Below are 19,179 nucleotides of genomic sequence, written 5' to 3'. Positions count from 1 at the left end.
GCCAATCCCCTCATTGCAACTGTGACGGCGGCGCGTTGACCGCACGTTTGGCGTGGCGCAGTTTTGCGATCAGATTGTCGTGCCCACAGGCTGCCTGGTCGCCGCCTCCCGGGCCGAACCTGACCTCTTCGTCCTCCCAGGCCGCGTCGAGCGCGTGCAGGTCCATCGGATCCACGTCCGCCGCCTTCAGCAGCTCATCGACGATCTCCGCGCGGGGCTGGTCCGCGGCGATCTGGAGCAGCGCGTCGAACACCGCCCGATAGCTCGACTGCCGCCGCCCCAATCGTTCCGCGAGCGCGGCGATGATGTGGCTGGTCTGGCCGAGCAACTCGCGCGCATCCGCAAGCTCCCGGATGGCGAGGAATTCGAGGAACAGCGGCAGATAATCAGGCAGCTCGTTGCCGGCGATGACGAGGTCGGCTTTGTCATACATGGCGCGCAGGTCGACCATGGCCTGGCCGCGGTCGCGGCCTTCGCCATGGACATGCTCGAACAGATGCAGCGCCAGGGTCTTGCTGCGGTCGAACAGCAGGCCGTAGCGCTCCTGCAGGTCGTAGACGTCGCTCGTGGCGATCTCCTGCAGCAGCACGTCGAGCTCCCGGCGAATGCCAGGCTGGACGAGGCCTTCCTGGTCGAGCACCCGCGCGAGCTCCGGGATGGCCGCGATCAATTCCCCGCTCGGATAGTTCAGCAACGCCGACAGCACCTTGAACGTCTTCATCAGGCGACCTCCATCGGATTCTTGGTCTTGCGCGGCGACCCGAACAGGTTGACTTCGCTCTCGCCCCCGGAGCAGCCGTTGCCGAACGAGAAGCCGCAGGAGCCGCGGATATCAAACGCGTCGGCACCGAGCTCGCGGTGCGCGGTCGGGATCACGAAGCGGTCCTCGTAGTTGGCGATCGCCATGATGTGGTACATGTCGTCGATCTGCGCGCCGCTCAGGCCGACGCGCCTCGCGATCGCCTCGTCGACCACGCCATCGATGGTCTTGGCCCGCATATAGGCACGCATGGCCAGCATTCGCTCGAGCGCCAGCGTCACCGGCTTCTCGTCGCCCGCAGTCAGCAGATTGGCGAGGTACCGCATGGGAATGCGCAAGGACTTGACGTCGGGCATCTCGCCATCGTGCCCGATCTTGCCGGACGAAGCCGCCGACGTGATCGGCGACAGCGGCGGCACGTACCAGACCATCGGCAAGGTCCGGTATTCCGGGTGCAAGGGGAAGGCGACCTTCCATTCCATCGCCATCTTCCAGATCGGCGACCGGATCGCTGCCTCCAGCCAGGCATGCGGAATGCCCTGGCGCTCGGCCTCTGCAAGGACGTTGGGATCGTTCGGATCGAGAAAGACGTCGAGCTGGGCCTGGTAGAGATCGCCCTCGTCGGGCTTGGACGCGGCCTCGGCGATGCGGTCCGCGTCATACAGCACGACACCGAGATAGCGAATGCGCCCGACACAGGTCTCGGAGCACACGGTCGGCTGCCCCGCCTCGATCCGAGGATAGCAGAAGATGCACTTCTCCGATTTCCCCGAGGACCAGTTATAATAGATCTTCTTGTAGGGGCAGCCGGAGACGCACATTCTCCAGCCGCGGCACTTGTCCTGATCGATCAGGACGATGCCATCCTCCTCGCGCTTGTAGATCGCGCCGGACGGGCAGGATGCGACGCAGGCCGGATTGAGGCAGTGCTCGCACAGCCGCGGCAGATACATCATGAAGGTGTTTTCGAACTGGCCGTAGATCTCCTTCTGCACGCCGTCGAAATTGATGTCCCGAGAGCGCTTGGCGAATTCGCCGCCCAGGATCTCTTCCCAGTTCGGCCCCCACTCGATCTTTTCCATCCGCTCTCCGGACACCAGCGAGCGCGGCCGCGCGGTCGGCATCGCCGATGCCTCGGGCGCACTCTGCAGGTGCTGATAGTCGAAGGTGAACGGCTCGTAGTAGTCATCGATCTCAGGAAGATCAGGGTTGGCGAAGATGTTCGCCAGAACCCGCCACTTGCCGCCGATCCGCGGCTGGATCGACCCGTCGCGATTGCGCGACCAGCCGCCCTTCCAGCGAGACTGGTTCTCCCAATCCTTGGGATAGCCGACGCCCGGTTTGGTCTCGACGTTGTTGAACCACGCGTATTCCATCCCCTCGCGGCTCGTCCAGACGTTCTTGCAGGTCACGCTGCAGGTGTGGCAGCCGATGCACTTGTCGAGATTGAGCACCATGGCGATTTGAGCACGGATCTTCATTCTGCAGCCTCCGAGGGGGTCGTGGCCGACCGGTCAGCAGTCGGCTGGTCCAGCCAATCAATCTTCGACATCTTCCGGACGATGACGAATTCGTCGCGGTTGGCACCGACCGTGCCGTAGTAGTTGAAGCCATAGGCCTGCTGAGCGTAGCCCCCGATCATGTGCGTCGGCTTCGGAACGACACGCGTGACCGAATTGTGGATGCCGCCGCGCTGCCCGGTCTGCTCGGAGCCCGGCACGTTCACGATCTTCTCCTGCGCATGATACATCATGCACATGCCCTGCTTGACCCGCTGCGAGACCACTGCGCGCGCAACCAGCGCACCATTGCTGTTGTAGGCTTCGATCCAGTCATTGTCGGCGATGCCGGCAGCCTTTGCGTCGATCTCGCTGATCCACACGATGGGACCGCCGCGCGACAAGGTCAGCATCAGGAGGTTGTCGGTATAGGTGGAGTGGATGCCCCACTTCTGATGCGGCGTGATGAAGTTCAGGACGACGGACGCATTGCCGTTCGGCTTGCGATCGATCACCGGCTTGACGGTCTTGGTATCGATCGGCGGCCGGTAGACGCAGAAGCCCTCGCCGAAGGCCCTCATCCACAGGTGATCCTGATAGAGCTGCTGCCTGCCGGTCAGCGTCCGCCAGGGAATCAGCTCGTGGACATTGGTGTAGCCGGCGTTGTAGCAGACCTTCTCCGACTCGAGCCCCGACCAGATCGGCGACGAGATGATCTTGCGCGGCTGCGCAACGACGTCGCGGAACCGGATCTTCTCATCCTCCTTCGGAATGGCGAGATGAGCATGGTCGCGGCCAGTGAATTGCTCCAGCGACGACCACGCCTTGACCGCGACCTCGCCATTGGTTTCCGGCGCCAGGCTGAGGATCACCTCGCAAGCGTCGACCGCACTGTCGATGCGAGCCAGCCCCCGGGTCGGCCCGTCCTCGGCGACGACGCCGTTGAGGCGCTTCAGGAGCTCGACCTCATGGTCGGTGTTCCAGGCCATCCCCTTGCCGCCATTGCCGAGCTTGTTCATCAGCGGTCCAAGCGAGGTGAAGCGCTTGTAGAGATTCGGATAGTCTCGTTCGACCACCGTGACCGCCGGCATGGTCTTGCCGGGGATCGGGTCGATCTCGCCCTGCTTCCAGTCCTTGACGTCGAACGCCTGCGCGATTTCGCCTGGACTGTCGTGCATGATCGGGGTCAGCACGACGTCCTTCTCGACCCCGAGCACTTCGGGCGCGACCCTGGAGAAGGCCTCGGCGATGCCCTTGTAGATGTCCCAGTCGCTGCGCGATTCCCACACCGGATCGATCGCCGCCGAGAGCGGATGGATGAAGGGATGCATGTCGGACGTATTGAGGTCGTTCTTCTCGTACCAGGTGGCCGTCGGCAGAACGACGTCCGAATACATGCACGTGGTCGACATCCGGAAGTCGAGCGTGACCAGCAGATCGAGCTTTCCTTCCGGGGCCTCCTCGTGCCAGGTGACCTCGACCGGCCTGTTATGGCCCTGGTCGCCGAGGTCCTTGCCGAGCACGCCATGCTTGGTGCCGAGCAGATGCTTGAGGAAGTATTCGTGGCCCTTGCCTGAGGCGCCGAGCAGGTTCGAACGCCAGACGAACAGGTTGCGGGGCCAGTTCTTCGGCTCATCGGGGTCCTCGCAGGAGAGCTTCAGCTCGCCCGACTTCAAGGCCGTCGCAACGTAGTCCTTCGGCTCCAGGCCGGCGGCGGCGGCGCGCTTCGATACCTCGATCGGATTGGCCTGCAGTTGCGGCGCCGACGGCAGCCATCCCATGCGCTCCGCGCGGACATTGTAGTCGATCAGCGCGCCATCCCAGGAGCCGGCCGGTGCGGTCGGTGAGAGAATCTCGCTGACATTGACCGTCTCGTAGCGCCATTGGTCGGTGTGGGCGTAGAACGCCGAAGTCGAATTCATCTGCCGCGGCGGGCGCCCCCAATCGAGCGCAAAGGCGAGCGGCGTCCAGCCCGACTGCGGCCGCAGCTTTTCCTGGCCCACATAATGCGACCAGCCACCGCCGGACTGGCCGACACAGCCGCACATCACCAGCATGTTGATGATGCCGCGATAGTTCATGTCCATATGGTACCAGTGGTTCAGACCGGCGCCGACGATGACCATCGAACGCCCCCGGGTCTTCGACGCATTCGAGGCAAACTCGCGGGCCACCGCGATGATCTGGCCGCGCGGCACCCCGCAGATCGCCTCGGCCCATGCCGGGGTGTACGGCTCCAGATCATCGTAGCTCTTGCCGAGATGGTCGCCGCCGAAGCCGCGATCGACACCATAATTGGCGGCGAACAAGTCGAAGACCGTGGCCACGACCGCCTCACCATCGGCAAGACGAAGTCGCTTCACCGGCACGTTGCGGGTCAGCACGTCGGGATGATTGGTGCCGCTGAAGTGATCGTGCTGACGGTTGCCGAAATAAGGGAATCCCACCGGCGCGATCTCGTCCTCGATGCCGGCCAGAGACAGCCGCAGCCGGGTATCGTTGTTCGCCGAGCTCTTCTCTTCCAGGCTCCACTTGCCCTTTTCGCCCCAGCGGAAGCCGACCGATCCCTTGGGCACGACAATGGCCCCGCTGATCTCATCATAGGCAACGGTCTTCCATTCGGGATTGTTGGCCTCGTCGAGAGATGTGGCGAAATCCGAGGCGCGCACGAACCGCTCAGGAACGAGCCGTCCCTCGGATTTCACCAGCCGCACCAGAAATGGCATATCCGTATACTGGCGCGCATAGTCGTTGAAGTATGGCGTCTGCCGGTCGATGTGAAACTCCTTGAGGATCACGTGACCCATCGCCATCGCCAGCGCCGCGTCAGTGCCCTGCTTCGGCGACAGCCAGAGATCGGCGAATTTCGCAGCCTCGGAATAGTCCGGGCAGACAACGACGCTCTTGGCCCCCTTGTAGCGAACCTCCGTATAGAAATGCGCATCCGGCGTACGCGTCTGTGGCACGTTGGAGCCCCAGAGCATCAGGAAGCCCGAATTGTACCAGTCCGCGCTTTCAGGCACGTCGGTCTGCTCGCCCCAGGTCTGCGGCGAGGCCGGCGGGAGGTCGCAATACCAATCGTAGAACGACATGCAGACGCCGCCGAGCAGCGACAGATAGCGCGCGCCGGCCGCGTAGCTCACCATGGACATCGCCGGGATCGGCGAAAACCCGAACACCCGGTCCGGACCATAGGCCCTGACCGTATAGGCATTGGCCGCCGCGATCAGCTCGTTGACCTCGGCCCAGCTCGCCCGCACGAAGCCGCCCAGTCCGCGCTTCTGCACGTAGTCCGAGCGCTTGTCCGGATTCTCGACGATCGACTTCCAGGCCGCGACCGGCGTCATCCGCGCCCGCGCCTCGCGCCACAGCCTGAGCAGCCGCGAGCGCACCAGCGGATATTTCACCCGGTTTCCGGAATAGAGGTACCAGCTGTAGCTCGCGCCGCGGGCGCAGCCGCGCGGCTCATGATTGGGAAGATCAGGGCGCGTCCGGGGGTAGTCGGTCTGCTGGGTCTCCCAGGTGACGATGCCGCCCTTGACGTAGACCTTCCACGAGCAGGAGCCGGTGCAGTTCACGCCATGCGTCGAGCGCACGATCTTGTCGTGCTGCCAGCGCTTGCGATAGCCCTCCTCCCAGGAACGGTCCTCGGTCGTCGTCACGCCGTGTCCGTCTGCGAACTCCTCCTTGGCCCGGGTGAAAAAGGTCAGCCTATCGAGAAAATGGCTCATCGTTTACGTCCTCATTCAGCGGGTTGGGCAGCGGTCGCGATCGCTCGGCGCCGTTCGACGTCGTGCAGGACGCCGCCCTTGCGGGTGTAGACGGCCCAGGTGATCAGCACGCAGGTGACGTAGAAGCCGAAGAAGCCCCAGAGGGCGGCCTGCACGCCGCCGGTGAGGTCAATCGAGGTGCCGTAGGATTTGGGAATGAAGAATGCGCCGAAGGCGGCGATCGCGGAGGTGAAGCCGGTGATGGCAGCGGATTCCTTCTCGGCCTGGCGCAGCCGCGTCTCCGCGTCCGCAGTCGGCATGAGCCGGATCATTTCCTGGCGCATGATGTTGGGGATCATCTGGAAGGTCGATGCATTGCCGACGCCGGTCGCGAAGAACAGCAGCAGGAACATCGCGAAGAAGCCCCAGAATGCACCGGGCTGATCCTTGATGCCCAGGAAGTAGAGCACCCCGAGCACACCGGCCATCATCAGCAGGAACACCCCGACGGTCACCCGCCCGCCGCCCCATTTGTCGGCCATCCAGCCCGTCGCGGACCGCGACAAGGCACCCACCAGCGGCCCGAGGAACGCGAACTGCAACGCGTCGACGGCCGGGAACTGGGTCTTTGCCAGCAGCGGGAAGCCCGCAGAATAGCCGATGAACGAGCCGAACGTGCCGGTGTAGAGCCAGCACATGATCCAGTTGTGCCGCCGCTGGAAGATGACGGCCTGATCGGCGAAGGAGGCTTTCGCGGAGGCGATGTCGTTCATTCCGAACCAGGCGGCGAAAGCGCTGGCGACGATGAACGGCACCCAGACGAAGCCGGCATTCTGCAGCCAGATCGGCATCGGCTGCGACCCACTCGTCATCGCCGGATCTCCGCCGAACCAGCCGAAGACTCCGACCGTGATCACGATCGGCACCACGAACTGGACGACGCTGACGCCGAGATTGCCGAGGCCGGCATTGAGCGCGAGCGCGTTGCCCTTCTCGGCGCGAGGAAAGAAGAAGGAGATGTTGGCCATCGACGAGGCGAAATTGCCGCCGCCGAAGCCGCACAACAGAGCCAGTATCAGGAACACCGGATAGGGCGTCGCCGGATTCTGCACCGCATAGCCGATTCCGATCGCCGGGATCAGCAGCGACCACGTGGCCAGCGTGGTCCACAGCCGGCCGCCGAAGATCGGCACCATGAAGGAATAGAAGATGCGCAGAACTGCACCGGAGATCCCAGGCAGCGACGCCAGCCAGAACAGTTCATCGGTCGTGAACTTGAAGCCGACCGAAGGCAGCTTCGCAACCACGACGGACCAGACCTGCCACACCGCGAAGGACAACAGCAGCGCCGGAATGGAGATCCAGAGGTTGCGTCGCGCGATGGCTCGGCCCTTCTCTCTCCAGAACGTGTCGTCCTCGGGCCGCCAATCGGTGAGGATCGCGCCGGACAGGGCTCCGATGTGCTCGGGCCGGTGAATTTCCTCCATTTCCGGCAGCTCCGGCAGCCTCTTCAGCGCTTCGCCGGCGACGCCGCGCTCCATCTGCCGGATCGAGAGATGCATCCAGACCAGCGCGACCGCGACCAGCAGGAACAGCAGCATGAAGCAGCTGGTTCGCAGACCGGTGAGATCCACCAGCGCGCCGAACGCAATCGGAAGCACAAATCCCCCGAGCCCGCCGATCATGCCGACCAGGCCGCCGACGGCTCCGACATTGTTCGGATAGTAGACGGGGATGTGCTTGTAGACGGCGGCCTTGCCGAGCGCCATGAAGAAGCCGAGCACGAAGACGATGACGACGAACGGGACGAGCCCCATCTCCAGATGGAAGCCGACCTTTCCGTTGACGGTCGTCACAACGTAGTCCGTCGGCGGGTAGGACAACAGGAAGGTCGCGACGACGGCGACCAGAAATGTCCAGTACATCACGCGACGGGCGCCGAACCGATCGGACAAGTGTCCGCCATAGGCGCGAAACACGCTGGCCGGAAACGAGAACATGGCGGCCATCATGCCGGCCGACTGGATTCCGACGCCGTAGACCTTGATCAGGTATTGCGGCAGCCACAGCGACAACGCGACGAAGGCGCCGAAGACGAAGAAGTAGTACAGCGCGAAGCGCCAGACCTGGATGTTCTTGAGCGGCGCGAGCTCGAGCCAGGCGCTGCCGGCCTTTTGGTTGCGCTGTCTTCGCGAGCGGACCACCGGGTCCTCCTCGGAGAACAGCCAGAAGACGATTCCCATGACGCCGATCGCGAGCGCCCAGACCTGGGCCACGGTCTGCCAGCCATAGGCGACCAGCACGAACGGCGCCACGAACTTCGTGACGGCGGCGCCCACATTGCCGGCGCCGAAGATTCCGAGCGCAGTGCCCTGCTTGGCCGTCGGATAGAACCGCGACACGTAGGCGACACCGACCGCGAACGAGCCACCGGCGATTCCTACGAAGAGCGCGGCGACGAGAAATTGCGGATAGGTATGCGCCCAGGTCAGAAGATAGGTCGCAACCGCGGCAGCGAGCATCACGACGGTATAGACGCGGCGTCCGCCATACTGATCGGTCCAGATGCCGAGCATCAGCCGGATCAGCGAGCCGCTCAGGATCGGGGTGCCGATCAGGAGGCCGAACTCGGTTTCGTTCAGATCGAGCTCTTGCTTGATCCGGATGCCGATGATCGAGAAGATCGTCCACACCGCGAAGCAGATCGTGAACGAGATTGTTGAGAGCCAGAGTGCTCGCGTTCGGTGCTCAGGGCTAGAATCTACGGCGTCCATGGTGGCCTCGACGTATGAATTCGACGCCACAGCAGTTATTCGGGGCACCCGGGAAAGGTTTTGCGATGCATCAACCGGACGGCCCGGTCGGCCACAATCTGCCAAATGCTCCAGATCGGATTATCAGACCGCACGTATGCAATTGACTTTTGTCACAGTTCGGGGCGATAGCAGATGAGTAACCGCTGGAGCTTCGCTTGCGCCCCGACGAACTCGCCCAGTTGAAGACGCTGCCGCTGTTCGCTGACCTCAGCGACGAGAATTTGAAGCGGCTGCTCGGCGCGGCTCTGCTGCAGCAATTTCCGGCCGGAGTGCGGTTGGCTCGCGAGGGAGATCAGGCCGACTTCCTGCATGTGCTGATTGGCGGATTGGTGGAAATCTACACCGAGCAGGATGAGGCCGAGTGGGGCATCTCGCTGCTTCGTCCCGTGTCGACCTTCATACTTGCTGCAGTCGTGGTCGATCAGGCGTATCTCAATTCAGCCCGCACACTGACCGAGTCGCGGGTGCTGCTGATCCCGGCCCGCGATGTAAGGGCACTCTTCGACGAAGACATCGCATTCGCACGGATTGTCGCTCAGGAGTTGGCGTATGCCTATCGCGCTTCTGTCAAGAAGCTGAAGGGCAACCTGGCCCGGTCGAGCATCGAGCGCCTCGCCAACTGGATCCTTGCCGAAGCCCAGCGCGAACCGGCGCACCCGAATATCGTCATTCCATTCGACCGCGGCACGCTGGCCTCCCACATCGGCACGACGCGCGAAAACCTGTCACGCAGTCTTGCCCAACTGACGAGCCATGGGGTTCGCATCCGCGGACGAGAGATCGTCATCGACCGCAAGGAGAAGTTGGAGCTGTTTGCCCGGCCAAAGCCGCTGATCGACGATCCCGGCTCGTAGGCTCCTCTTGCGATCGGTCCTGCCCCTCTGTTGGGAACGGTCAATCAGCAGAGTCCGGAATCGGAGCCGTCGATATGGTTCTTCTCCGCCGCCACACCCACTCCGCATGGCAGTCGCTGAGACGGCCCGAAACCGATCGGCCGCTGCGTCGGTGATCTGGTTTTGCGCGATCGGCATTGCCAATGCCAGGGGTTCACCAGCCCTCCTCTAAACGTGACTGCTTTTAGATTTGACGAGGCCACTTCAGCATATCGGCGGGCTCAACGCCGGGCGCTACTGCCAGGGCTTGGACGTTGTCCAGTGTGAGGTTAATCAGCCCCGCCTCTATCTTGCCACGCCGCAACATCCGCCTAGACCAGGCCCGGCGGACCTGGGTGATCGTCGGCGTCCCGCGACACGATCGTCGGCGGCTCATCATAGCCGGCACGGCTGCTATAGAACACCAGCACCATCAGCCCGATGCCGCATACGAGCGAGAACAGCACGCCGATGGCCATCGCGGCATAGCCTGACGACGGCACGTCGGTGCCTTCTGCGGACGACCAGCCGAGAACCGCGACGACGATCACCGCAACCAGCATCGACAGCAATGCTGCGACGAGCAGATAGGCGCCGGCCCCCATGGTGCGGGCATCCGACGCCATCTCTCCCCACAGCGAACGCCAGGATATGCGCGGCATGGCATGCGCCCCTATTGCGGCGACGCTTCGGACGCCGCGGCTCCGGCAATCGCCTCGAGCGCGCCGCTCATGGCCCGCACGGCCGGCTCGGCCGCCGCCGGTCGGCCGTGACGCCCCAGCAGCCAGGCCGGGTCATTGTAGGACAACCAGGTGCGGCCCTCGGCGTCCTGCCACACGAGGACCTTCAGGGGCAGATCGATGCCGCTGGTCTGGGCGGCCTGCATCAGCGGCGTTCCCCCTTTGGGGCTGCCGAAGATCAGCAGGTCGGTCGGGCGCAGCGTCATGCCCGCCTCGACGGCGCCGGCCCGATGGTCGACATGAGCAAAGATCGTCAGTCCCCTCGATGTGACCGCGTCCTGCAGCTTCCGCATCGTGGTGCTCGGATCATTATGGCTTTGAATCGTGATCAGCCCGTTCGGGTCCATGGCTTGTGCTCCGATCGTTGTCGACAATGTCAGAAGGCCGAGCAGAGCGAGCGTCCACCCGATCACGAGGCCCCGGCCGGCGGATTGCCGGCAGCCTGATCCGCTCATTTTGGCGCCCGCACCCTGCTGAACTCCGGCACGGGAACGAAGCCGTCGCGGTTCGGCATTCTAACCTTCGGAAGCGAGGCCTGATCGAGACGGCCGTCCGGCGGCAGGATGCCGTTCAGGCTGAGGATGTAGGCCGACAATGCGTAGTAGTCGTCGACGCTGAGCGAGCCCGGAGCCTGGTACGGCATGGCGCGATGGATGTAGTCGAACAAGGTCGTGGCATAAGGCCAGAAACTGCCGACGGTCTTCACCGGATTGCCAGAGGCGAGCGTCCCCTGACCGCCCACCAGACGATCCTTGATGCCGCCCTGCCCGCCTTCGCCATGGCAGGCGGCACAGTTCTCGGCAAAAAGCTCCCTGCCACGCGCGGCCGTGCCGCTGCCCTCTGGCAAGCCCTTGCCGTCGGGACGGACGTCGATGTCCCATAGCCTGATCTCCTGCGCCGTTGCCGGGCGTCCGAATTCGGCCGCATGTGCCGGACAGACGAGAAGCGCCGCGGCCAGCGCGGTAGCGAAAAGGCGCTCAGGCGAGAACATTGCTGACCTTCCCATCGCCGCTGATACTCCACGTCTGCTGGGCGCTGTAGTGGAACAGCGCGTTGGTCCCGGTCTTCGCGATGAACGATTTGCGATCGGGCTGCACATTGCCCTTCTCGTCGGTCGAGCGGCTGACGATCCTGGTGGGCTTGCCGTCCCACTGCCAGTCGAGCTGGAAGCGCGCCTGCGCCTTCGGCAGCACGGGATGGTTCAACCGGGCCTGCTGCCAGGTTCGGGCCGCGTCGGTGCTCACCTCGACCTTTGCGATCCGACCATGGCCGCTCCAGGCCAGGCCGGTGATGCGGTTGTAGCCGGGGCGGATCGTCATCGTCCCCGAGGGCGAGGTGATGACGGAATTGGTCTCCATCCTGAGCTGGAACTGCATCGCCTTGCCGTTGGCCAGCAGCTGGGTGTAGCGCGCGGTCTCCCAGCGCGTCATCCAGGGCGCGTCGCCGAACTTCAGGCGGCGCAGCCATTTGATGTTCAGATTGCCTTCGAATCCGGGCATGATGAGACGCAACGGGAAGCCATGGGCCGGCCGCAGCGGCTCGCCGTTCTGGCCATAGGCGACGAACGCCTCGTCCATGATCTCATCCGTGAGCGGGATGCTTCGTGCAACGCCCGCCGCGTCGCCGCCCTCGGCCAGCATCCAGGCGGAGCGATGATCCTTGCCGACCAGCTCGATCAGATGGCGAAGCGGGACACCGGTCCATTCGTTGCTGCTGACGAGACCATGGGTATTCTGCACCGTCAGATTGGGGTCGGCCTTCTTCCAGTTCTCCCAGCCATTGCCGGTGCACTCGATGAAAACGACGCGCGAGATCGAGGGCATTCGCGCGATGTCATCGGGCGTCAGCACAAGCTGCTCGCGTGTCATGCCGTGGATGAGCAGCCTGTGCCTGGCCGGATCGATGTTCGGAACACCGGAATGGCTGCGCTCATAGTGCAGATCCGACGGGGTGATCGTGCCGACGAGCCTGTCGAGTGGCGTCTTAGAGTTGATCGCATCGGCGGGATCGACATTCCGCTTGCCGGGCGTCGCCTCCGGAATCCGTCCGATGTGAACATAGGGCGAGCGCGCGCTGAAGGCGGACAACGCATCACCCGGCTCCCGCGCCGGCACGTCGGCCAGATCGTCGGCGAGCGCTTCGCCGGCTATCGAGACGCTGACGGCGACCGCCGACGCCTTGACGAAGCGTCGACGCGAGATGCCGCCTCCCTCATCGGACCGGAGCCAGGTGTGAGACGGCTTTTCGATGCTCATGCGTGCCCTCAGGATGACGGAGGTCGCAGAGGCTTATCTGCAATTCGGTGGCGCCTCCATTATACCGGGGGATGTGAACGCCCGGGGATCGCGCTATACGATCTGTCTGACGGGGCGCGCGGTGACTGCGCGCGACAGCACCTGCAATGCCTGGCCGAGCTCGGCCCGGTTGCGTGCCGCTCCGAGAGAGAGACGCAGACCGCGCGGTGCCGGCTGGCCGACCGCGAACGCGACCTCACCGACGACGGCCAGGCCGTTCCGCATCAGATGCGACAGCAGGTCGGTGCCGTCGAGCTGCGGCGACAGCGGCATCCAAAGATGATGACTGGCGGGACGCGCGGCATAGGTCACTCCCTTCAGCAGACGCGACGCGAGCTGCTGACGGGCGGCGGCCTCGTTGCGGATGGCGCGGATGATCTCGTCGGCGACACCGGACTTCAGCCAGTGCGTGACCAGCGCAACCATCGGCGACGCCGGCATCTGCATCGTTGCCTGCAGGTTGACGCGCATCATCTGCTCGGCCTTGTCGTCGGACGCCAGCAGATAGGCGACACGCAGGGCCGGCGCGATGCATTTGGCGATGCTGGCCGCGTAATAGGTTCGCTCGGGGATCAAGGTCGCGATCGGCGCGACGCGCGGCTCCAGCGGGCCATAGGCATCATCCTCGATCAGCACGGTGTTGCGCTTGCGGATGATGTCGGCGATTGCCTGCCGCCGTCCGGCGCTCATCGTCGCGGTAGTCGGATTCTGCTGTGTCGGAACCAGATAGACCGCCTTCGGCCGGTGCTTGCGCACGGCGTCATCCAGCGCGTCGGGCCGGACCCCCTCCAGATCCATGGCAGCCCCGATGAGACGCACACCGAGCTGCGCAGCGGCTGCCTTGATTCCGGGAAAGGTGAGCGCCTCCGTCACGACGACATCGCCCGGCTGCGTCAGCGCCAGCAGAGCATTGAAGATGATCGCTTGCGATCCCGGATAGATCACGATCCGCTCGGGCGAGGCATGAGACAGCCGCGGTTGCAGCCAGAGGGCGGCAGCTTCGCGCTGGTCCACGCTGCCGCCCGGCGGCGCGTAGCTCAGAAACGCGCTCAAGCCGGCCTCCGTGCGAATGGTCGAAAGCCCCTGCTCGATCCGCCGTTCGAGCTGCGCCTCGACCGGCTGTGGCGGCAGGTTCATCGAGAGGTCGATGGTGACCGTGGCCGGCTGGTCCGGAGACGCACGCGCCGTGGTCTCGGACACGAACGTCCCCTGCCCGACGCGCCCCTCGATCAAGCCTCGACGACGCGCCTCGCTATAGGCGCGTGTGACCGTCGTCAGATCGATCCTCAGCTCCGCCGCGAGGCTGCGGTGCGTCGGCAGCCGCTGCCCACGCAGCAGCCGTCCGCTCGCGATATCCGCGGCGAGCGCATCGACGATGCGGACGAACAGCGGCCCTTGCCATTCGGAAAGTGTAGGGAGCCAATCCATGCAATTCTCCGCAATTCCTTTGATTGCATGCTTCTTCTGACAGATTGTATGGATCATCCCCCTCGGTCAAGGACGGAGGCGCGCAATGGACAACGAGGCCAGAGAAGCCAACACGGCGACGCGACTATCGCACACGGGCCGACATGTGCCGGCCCTGGTCACCTCGCTGCCAAGCCTGGCGCACATCCCTGCCGAACGACGCTGGCGCGAGCCACCGCACTCACCATCGCTGACCGCGGACGGCGGAGCACGACTCTCGGTCTCGATGTGGAGCGGAAGGATCGACAGAGCCGCACTCGAGGTGCAAGCCGATCTGGCCGACCTGCCCTACACGGTGTCTTACGCCGTGCGGTGCACGAACCTGTCGCTCTCCATTGCCGGACGGTCCGTGATCGATGGCGACGTCGTTCCAGGCACCATCGTCCTGACAGGGCCCGCGCTTCCCAATGCGCGGGCAATCTATCGCGAGGACTACGCGATCCTGCGGGCGTTCGTCTCTCCGGCCACCGTGACGGAATGTTACGAGGACATCAGCGGCAGGCCCGCCGACCCTTCGATGGAGTTGTTCGGCCCGCAGGAAGCGGACGACAAGGTGCTGCGTCACCTGATGACGTCGCTGATGCGCGCCTTCGCCGATGACGCCGCCCCGAGCCGGTTGTTCCTCGACAGCCTGAGCATCAGCTTCGCGGCTCACCTGATCGGGCGCTACCACCTGAAGCAGGAGCATTCGCCGAAGCGAAAGCTGTCGCCGCTGACACCGTGGCGGCTGAATCGGGCAAAGGCCTTCATTGATGCTCATCTTCAACAGCCGATCGCGCTGGCGGATCTGAGCGCCGCCGCGGGTCTCAGCCGCATGCATTTCGCAGCTCAGTTCAAGGCCTCCACCGGCATGTCGCCCCACATGTATGTCCTCCAGTGCCGGGTTCATGCGTCGAAGCGGCTGCTGCTCGATCCCGAGCGATCGATCCGGGATGTTGCCATCTCCGTCGGATTCAAGAGCGAAACGCATTTCATCAATGTGTTCCGGCGCCTGGTCGGAGAAGCGCCGGGACGCTGGCGCCGCGCTGTGCCATGATTTCGTCTCGGCCGCGGACGTCAGACGCCCTGGTAGACCAGTCGGGTAAAGAACGCCGGCGTGATCAGGAATTGGCCGAAGCGGCTGTCGAAGGCCGTGGTCGGCTTGGCCGCGATGGCCTCCTCCACCGAACGTCCCTGCTGCTTCAGCTTGGCGACATTGTCGCGGATGGCGGAGAGCATGTCCCGATAAACCGCGAGCTCTTTCCTGTTGCTCACGGGCGCGCCATGTCCGGGAACGACGATCGTCCTGTCGCCCGCCGCGGCCAGATTGGCATCGGCGGCCTTGATCATGCCGTCGATGCTGCCGCCGGTCGAATAGTCGATGAAAGGATAGATTCCGTTCCAGTACGTGTCGCCACAGTGCAGGACGTCGGCCTCGGTGAACGTGATCGACAAATCGGAATCGGTATGCGCAGCGCCGTAGGGCCGGAGCACAACCGTCGCGCCGCCGTGCTTCAGCGTCGTCTCGGCGCTGACGGTCTCGCTCGGAACTGCGGCGAGCGGCGATGTCGGGAAGTTGTAGTCCCAGTCCTCGACGCGCTGCGCTGACAACAGATGCTTGCGGGTGTTCGCGTGGGCGACGATCGCCGCTCCCTCGCCGTTCAACCACGCATTCCCGTCAGTATGGTCGAAATGCCAGTGCGAGTTGATCAGGCGCGTCACAGGGCCGCGGCCAATGGTATTCAGACTCTGCAGCAGCTTCGGACGCGACGCCGTAATGCCTGCATCGACAAGCAGCTTGCCGTCGCGTCCGGAGAGAACCGCGACGTTGCCGCCGGATCCTTCGAGAATGCTGACATCGCCGCGTAGCGCGTGGACCTTGATCGGCGCATGCGCCGCCGCGTCGCGGATCGTATCCACGATGTTGCGGGCTTCGGCAAACGCCTGCGATGGCGTGAGCCAGCCTCCCGCGGCAACTGCACCGGCTGCGGCGATACAGCAGATGCAGAACGTTCGGCGGGAATGGTTCTCAGCCAGTGTCATCTTGCGATCTCCCATTGCCCGTTCGGCAGCAACGTCTCCCGGCAGCCACCACAATCTGGCCTCGGCGCAGCGTTGCGACGGCTGGTCACGACATCTAGCGGACGAGAGACCATGCTTGCTTCCTGAAAGTGCGAATGACTTTCCAATTCGCACGTCAATCGATGGCGCTGCGGCCTACGGCCTCTTTCGCATCCGGTCGGCGCTGTCTAACTAAACGATTTCTCGACGAGGTCTCTCCATGCTGGTGCACGACGAAACTCAATGGCGCGCCAAGCCTGCCCCCGCCACGCTCGCAAACGGCCGCCATCTTCAAGTCGGCCTGTCGCGCTGGCGAAGCGAGCACAACGGTCCTATCGAAGTCTGCTCCGATTGCGAGGATGATTCACACGTCGTGACGCTGGTGCAGCGGCGCGCGCGACAAGAGTTGCTGATCTCCGGACGCAGCGTCTGGAGCGGCGGCGAGGAGCCGAATGCCATGCTGATCACCGGCCCGCGGCAGGGACGTTGGCGCGGGGTGGCCAGGGGCCGGCTCGACAATCTCAGGGTTTTTCTCTCGCAGGATCTGCTGCGCGAGTGCATGAACAGCGTGCTCGGGCGTTTGCCATCGGGCGACATCTGTCTGTTCGAGACCGACCGGATCGTCGACGACGGTCTCCGACAGCTTGCCTTGGCATTCAGGGCCGCGGACCTCTATGACGGAATCGCGGGACCCTCCTTCGTGGAAGGGCTCGCCTTGGCGTTCGGCTCGCGCTTGATCGAACGACATCATGGCCGCACGATCAGCGCCGGCGACGCGGCGAAGCCCGCGGCCGACCGTATCGGCCGCGCCCTCGACTATATCGATGCGCACCTTGGTAGGACGATCTCCCTGTCGCAACTCAGTGACATCGCTGGCCTTCCCCGATCTCGATTTGCCGCCCAGTTCAAGGCCGCCACCGGGCATCCGCCCCATGCCTATATCCTGCACCGCCGGATCGTCCGCGCCCAGGAGAGGCTTCGAGCGACGGAACAGCCAGTCGTCTCGATCGCCTTCGATCTCGGCTTCAGCAGTCAGGCCCATTTCACCACCGCCTTTCGGCGAATGACCGGAAACTCCCCGGCGCTTTGGCGGCTGGGCGCCCGCAATCGAACAAGCTGAACCGTAGCTCCATCCGCTGCAGCTGCCCAGCGCGTGCTCGTGCATTCTTTCAAGATTGGAAGTCCGCACGGAAGACTTCTCCGGTGGGTCTCTTTTAAGTCGTTGTCGAACGAATGCTCACGTCCGAGGCCGCGCCGTAGCCCGCGCTGCAATCGGAATCCTCGACGGGTCTCAACTGGAGATGCATCCATGCCCTTCATCACGACGACCGACGGAACCGAGATTTTCTACAAGGATTGGGGCAACGGACAGCCGATCCTGTTTCATCACGGCTGGCCGCTCAGCGCCGACGATTGGGACACCCAGATGCTATTCTTTCTGCATCGCGGCTATCGCGTGATCGCGCACGATCGGCGCGGTCACGGCCGGTCGAGCCAGTCCTCGACCGGCCATGACATGGACACCTATGCGGCCGACGTGGCGGAGCTCGCACGCGCGCTCGATCTGCGCAATACCGTCCACGTCGGACACTCGACCGGCGGCGGCGAGGTCACGCGTTACGTCGCCCGTCACGGCCAGGGGCGCGTTGCAAAGGCCGTTCTGGTCAGCGCGATCCCTCCGATCATGCTCAAGACGTCAGCGAATCCAGACGGCACGCCGCTCGCCGTATTCGATGATCTCCGCGCCCAGCTCGCGGCCAACCGGGCGCAGTTCTATCGCGATGTGCCGATTCCGTTCTACGGCTTCAACCGGCCGGGCGCGCGCCTCATCGAGGGTGTCGTCGACAATTGGTGGCGTCAGGGCATGATGGGCGCAGCCCACGCGCATTATGAATGCATCAGGGTGTTCTCGGAAACGGACTTCAACGAGGACCTCAAGCTCATCGATGTACCGACGCTGGTCATGCACGGCGATGACGATCAGATCGTGCCTTATCAAGACGCCGCGCTGCTGTCGGCCAAACAGCTCAAGCATGGCACCTTGAAGCTCTACAAGGGCTTTCCGCACGGCATGCTGACGATCCATGCCGACGTCCTCAACGCAGACATTCTCGCGTTCATCGCAGAATGACGGCAGAGCTTCCTCGCCGTCGAACATCCTCGCATTCGGCTGCGGACTCCCCTCTCCTGCAGCACGGTGCGCGGACGCGTGGCCGCGGCGAGTTGCACCATCTCAGGTTGGCCAGGCCGGAGATCCCACCACCTCATGTCGTCGCTGTCGTCGATGACGACACGACGTCGCGAGACGTACTCGATGCCATCTTGATGTCAGCGGGTCTCGAGTCCAGGTGGCACGATTCGATAGCTTCGCTGCTCACCAGGGGCGTTGATCGCGAAGTCGGCTGCCTCCTGATCGACGTCCGGTTGCCGGGCAAGAGCGGCTTGGCGCTGCAGCAGCATCTCTTTGCACGCAACGTCCGAACCCCGATCATCATGAGCGCCCGCGACGCGGATGTGTCGACCGCTGTCAGCGCCATGCGATCCGGCGCAATCAACTTCGTGGAGAAGCCATTCCAGCCGCGGAACCTCCTCACGGCGGTCGACGAAGCCATTGACATCGAGGCGCGACGGCAGAAGGAGGAGCGCGCGAAGGATCACTTGAGGGATCGCGCCACCCGATTGACGCCGCGAGAGATGGAGGTCCTGACGGCTCTCGATCGCGGCCTGGTCAACAAGCAGATCGCGGCCGAACTCGGGATCTCCCTCATCACGGTGAAGATGCATCGAAGCAATGCCTTCAGAAAGCTCGAGGCGACATCCGTGACGGACATGGTTCAGAAGGTCCGCGACCTCGAGCTCGGGCGGTGCTAGCGAGGGCGCCGTGGAGTTGTCGTCTGGGTGGTGTCGATAGAGAATAGGTCGAAGCCCGCCTTGCGCAATCCGGTGCGAGCGACACGTTCACCCGTGTATGTGCGGGCAAC

General features: G+C 64.0%; 15 protein-coding genes. 5 read left to right on the top strand and 10 right to left on the bottom strand.

Annotated elements, in window-relative coordinates; all coding sequences use genetic code 11:
• Window positions 1-10: 10 nt before the first annotated feature.
• The 4 genes from narJ to QX010_RS24550 are packed head-to-tail and all read right to left on the bottom strand — an operon-like array spanning window position 11 to window position 8,743.
• Window positions 11-721: a nitrate reductase molybdenum cofactor assembly chaperone gene (gene narJ / locus QX010_RS24565; protein WP_316182414.1), complete on the bottom strand. Its 711-nt coding sequence runs from the start codon at window positions 719-721 to the stop codon at window positions 11-13.
• The gene (gene narH / locus QX010_RS24560) at window positions 721-2,241 is read right to left on the bottom strand and encodes a nitrate reductase subunit beta (protein WP_316182412.1); all 1,521 of its coding nucleotides are present in this window, start codon (window positions 2,239-2,241) and stop codon (window positions 721-723) included. The genes narJ and narH overlap by 1 nt, the downstream gene beginning before the upstream one ends.
• Window positions 2,238-5,990, bottom strand: coding sequence for a nitrate reductase subunit alpha (locus tag QX010_RS24555; protein ID WP_316182411.1), 3,753 nt, complete (start codon window positions 5,988-5,990; stop codon window positions 2,238-2,240). Before QX010_RS24555 ends, narH begins: the two co-directional genes overlap by 4 nt.
• A gap of 11 nt (window positions 5,991-6,001) precedes the next feature.
• Entirely contained in the window at window positions 6,002-8,743 is a 2,742-nt protein-coding gene (locus QX010_RS24550; protein WP_316182409.1) for an MFS transporter, read from the bottom strand.
• A gap of 197 nt (window positions 8,744-8,940) precedes the next feature.
• Here QX010_RS24550 and QX010_RS24545 point away from each other — a divergent pair, with 197 nt between their 5' ends.
• Complete coding sequence (locus tag QX010_RS24545; RefSeq protein ID WP_315803377.1) at window positions 8,941-9,639, top strand: helix-turn-helix domain-containing protein; 699 nt, start codon at window positions 8,941-8,943, stop codon at window positions 9,637-9,639.
• A gap of 350 nt (window positions 9,640-9,989) precedes the next feature.
• Here QX010_RS24545 and QX010_RS24540 read toward each other — a convergent pair whose 3' ends face one another.
• The 5 genes from QX010_RS24540 to QX010_RS24520 form a co-directional block, all read right to left on the bottom strand.
• Complete coding sequence (locus tag QX010_RS24540; RefSeq protein WP_316182407.1) at window positions 9,990-10,319, bottom strand: hypothetical protein; 330 nt, start codon at window positions 10,317-10,319, stop codon at window positions 9,990-9,992.
• Window positions 10,320-10,330: 11 nt separating this feature from the next.
• Window positions 10,331-10,744: a DUF302 domain-containing protein gene (locus tag QX010_RS24535; RefSeq protein WP_316182405.1), complete on the bottom strand. Its 414-nt coding sequence runs from the start codon at window positions 10,742-10,744 to the stop codon at window positions 10,331-10,333.
• 104 nt (window positions 10,745-10,848) lie between these two features.
• On the bottom strand, window positions 10,849-11,388 hold the full coding sequence (locus tag QX010_RS24530) for a cytochrome c (RefSeq protein ID WP_315803374.1): 540 nt from the start codon (window positions 11,386-11,388) through the stop codon (window positions 10,849-10,851).
• Window positions 11,375-12,652 carry a sulfite dehydrogenase gene (soxC, locus tag QX010_RS24525; RefSeq protein ID WP_316182403.1) on the bottom strand — a complete coding sequence of 426 codons (1,278 nt, stop codon included), beginning with the start codon at window positions 12,650-12,652 and terminating at the stop codon, window positions 11,375-11,377. Before soxC ends, QX010_RS24530 begins: the two co-directional genes overlap by 14 nt.
• A 93-nt stretch (window positions 12,653-12,745) precedes the next feature.
• Window positions 12,746-14,119 carry a PLP-dependent aminotransferase family protein gene (locus QX010_RS24520; protein ID WP_316182401.1) on the bottom strand — a complete coding sequence of 458 codons (1,374 nt, stop codon included), beginning with the start codon at window positions 14,117-14,119 and terminating at the stop codon, window positions 12,746-12,748.
• 85 nt (window positions 14,120-14,204) lie between these two features.
• Between QX010_RS24520 and QX010_RS24515 the strand changes: the two genes are divergently transcribed.
• Window positions 14,205-15,194, top strand: a complete 990-nt coding sequence (locus QX010_RS24515; protein WP_315803371.1) for an AraC family transcriptional regulator — start codon at window positions 14,205-14,207, stop codon at window positions 15,192-15,194.
• Window positions 15,195-15,214: 20 nt separating this feature from the next.
• Here the strand turns inward: QX010_RS24515 and QX010_RS24510 are convergent, their stop codons facing one another.
• Window positions 15,215-16,180 (bottom strand): MBL fold metallo-hydrolase, encoded by a 966-nt coding sequence (locus tag QX010_RS24510; RefSeq protein ID WP_316182399.1) that lies wholly within the window; start codon window positions 16,178-16,180, stop codon window positions 15,215-15,217.
• A 238-nt stretch (window positions 16,181-16,418) separates the two neighbouring features.
• Here QX010_RS24510 and QX010_RS24505 point away from each other — a divergent pair, with 238 nt between their 5' ends.
• From QX010_RS24505 to QX010_RS24495, 3 genes are all read left to right on the top strand, one after another.
• Complete coding sequence (locus QX010_RS24505) at window positions 16,419-17,318, top strand: AraC family transcriptional regulator (RefSeq protein ID WP_315803370.1); 900 nt, start codon at window positions 16,419-16,421, stop codon at window positions 17,316-17,318.
• 189 nt (window positions 17,319-17,507) lie between these two features.
• Window positions 17,508-18,329, top strand: coding sequence for an alpha/beta hydrolase (locus tag QX010_RS24500; RefSeq protein WP_315803369.1), 822 nt, complete (start codon window positions 17,508-17,510; stop codon window positions 18,327-18,329).
• Entirely contained in the window at window positions 18,326-19,069 is a 744-nt protein-coding gene (locus tag QX010_RS24495; RefSeq protein ID WP_316182396.1) for a response regulator transcription factor, read from the top strand. The genes QX010_RS24500 and QX010_RS24495 overlap by 4 nt, the downstream gene beginning before the upstream one ends.
• Window positions 19,070-19,179: the final 110 nt, after the last annotated feature.

This window comes from Bradyrhizobium sp. SZCCHNRI1009 (assembly GCF_032487575.1).
In the GTDB taxonomy this organism is placed as follows: Bacteria; Pseudomonadota; Alphaproteobacteria; order Rhizobiales; family Xanthobacteraceae; genus Bradyrhizobium.
The sequence above is the reverse complement of the archived record's forward strand: the minus strand, read 5'-3'. Positions and strand labels throughout refer to the sequence as shown.

Excerpts from the sequence above, each read along its gene's own strand:
- narJ (WP_316182414.1), bottom strand. The coding sequence starts at position 721 with ATGAAGACGTTCAAGGTGCTGTCGGCGTTGCTGAACTATCCGAGCGGG.
- narH (WP_316182412.1), bottom strand. The coding sequence starts at position 2,241 with ATGAAGATCCGTGCTCAAATCGCCATGGTGCTCAATCTCGACAAGTGC.
- QX010_RS24555 (WP_316182411.1), bottom strand. The coding sequence starts at position 5,990 with ATGAGCCATTTTCTCGATAGGCTGACCTTTTTCACCCGGGCCAAGGAG.
- QX010_RS24550 (WP_316182409.1), bottom strand. The coding sequence starts at position 8,743 with ATGGACGCCGTAGATTCTAGCCCTGAGCACCGAACGCGAGCACTCTGG.
- QX010_RS24540 (WP_316182407.1), bottom strand. The coding sequence starts at position 10,319 with ATGCCGCGCATATCCTGGCGTTCGCTGTGGGGAGAGATGGCGTCGGAT.
- QX010_RS24535 (WP_316182405.1), bottom strand. The coding sequence starts at position 10,744 with ATGGACCCGAACGGGCTGATCACGATTCAAAGCCATAATGATCCGAGC.
- QX010_RS24530 (WP_315803374.1), bottom strand. The coding sequence starts at position 11,388 with ATGTTCTCGCCTGAGCGCCTTTTCGCTACCGCGCTGGCCGCGGCGCTT.
- soxC (WP_316182403.1), bottom strand. The coding sequence starts at position 12,652 with ATGAGCATCGAAAAGCCGTCTCACACCTGGCTCCGGTCCGATGAGGGA.
- QX010_RS24520 (WP_316182401.1), bottom strand. The coding sequence starts at position 14,119 with ATGGATTGGCTCCCTACACTTTCCGAATGGCAAGGGCCGCTGTTCGTC.
- QX010_RS24515 (WP_315803371.1), top strand. The coding sequence starts at position 14,205 with ATGGACAACGAGGCCAGAGAAGCCAACACGGCGACGCGACTATCGCAC.
- QX010_RS24510 (WP_316182399.1), bottom strand. The coding sequence starts at position 16,180 with ATGACACTGGCTGAGAACCATTCCCGCCGAACGTTCTGCATCTGCTGT.
- QX010_RS24505 (WP_315803370.1), top strand. The coding sequence starts at position 16,419 with ATGCTGGTGCACGACGAAACTCAATGGCGCGCCAAGCCTGCCCCCGCC.
- QX010_RS24500 (WP_315803369.1), top strand. The coding sequence starts at position 17,508 with ATGCCCTTCATCACGACGACCGACGGAACCGAGATTTTCTACAAGGAT.
- QX010_RS24495 (WP_316182396.1), top strand. The coding sequence starts at position 18,326 with ATGACGGCAGAGCTTCCTCGCCGTCGAACATCCTCGCATTCGGCTGCG.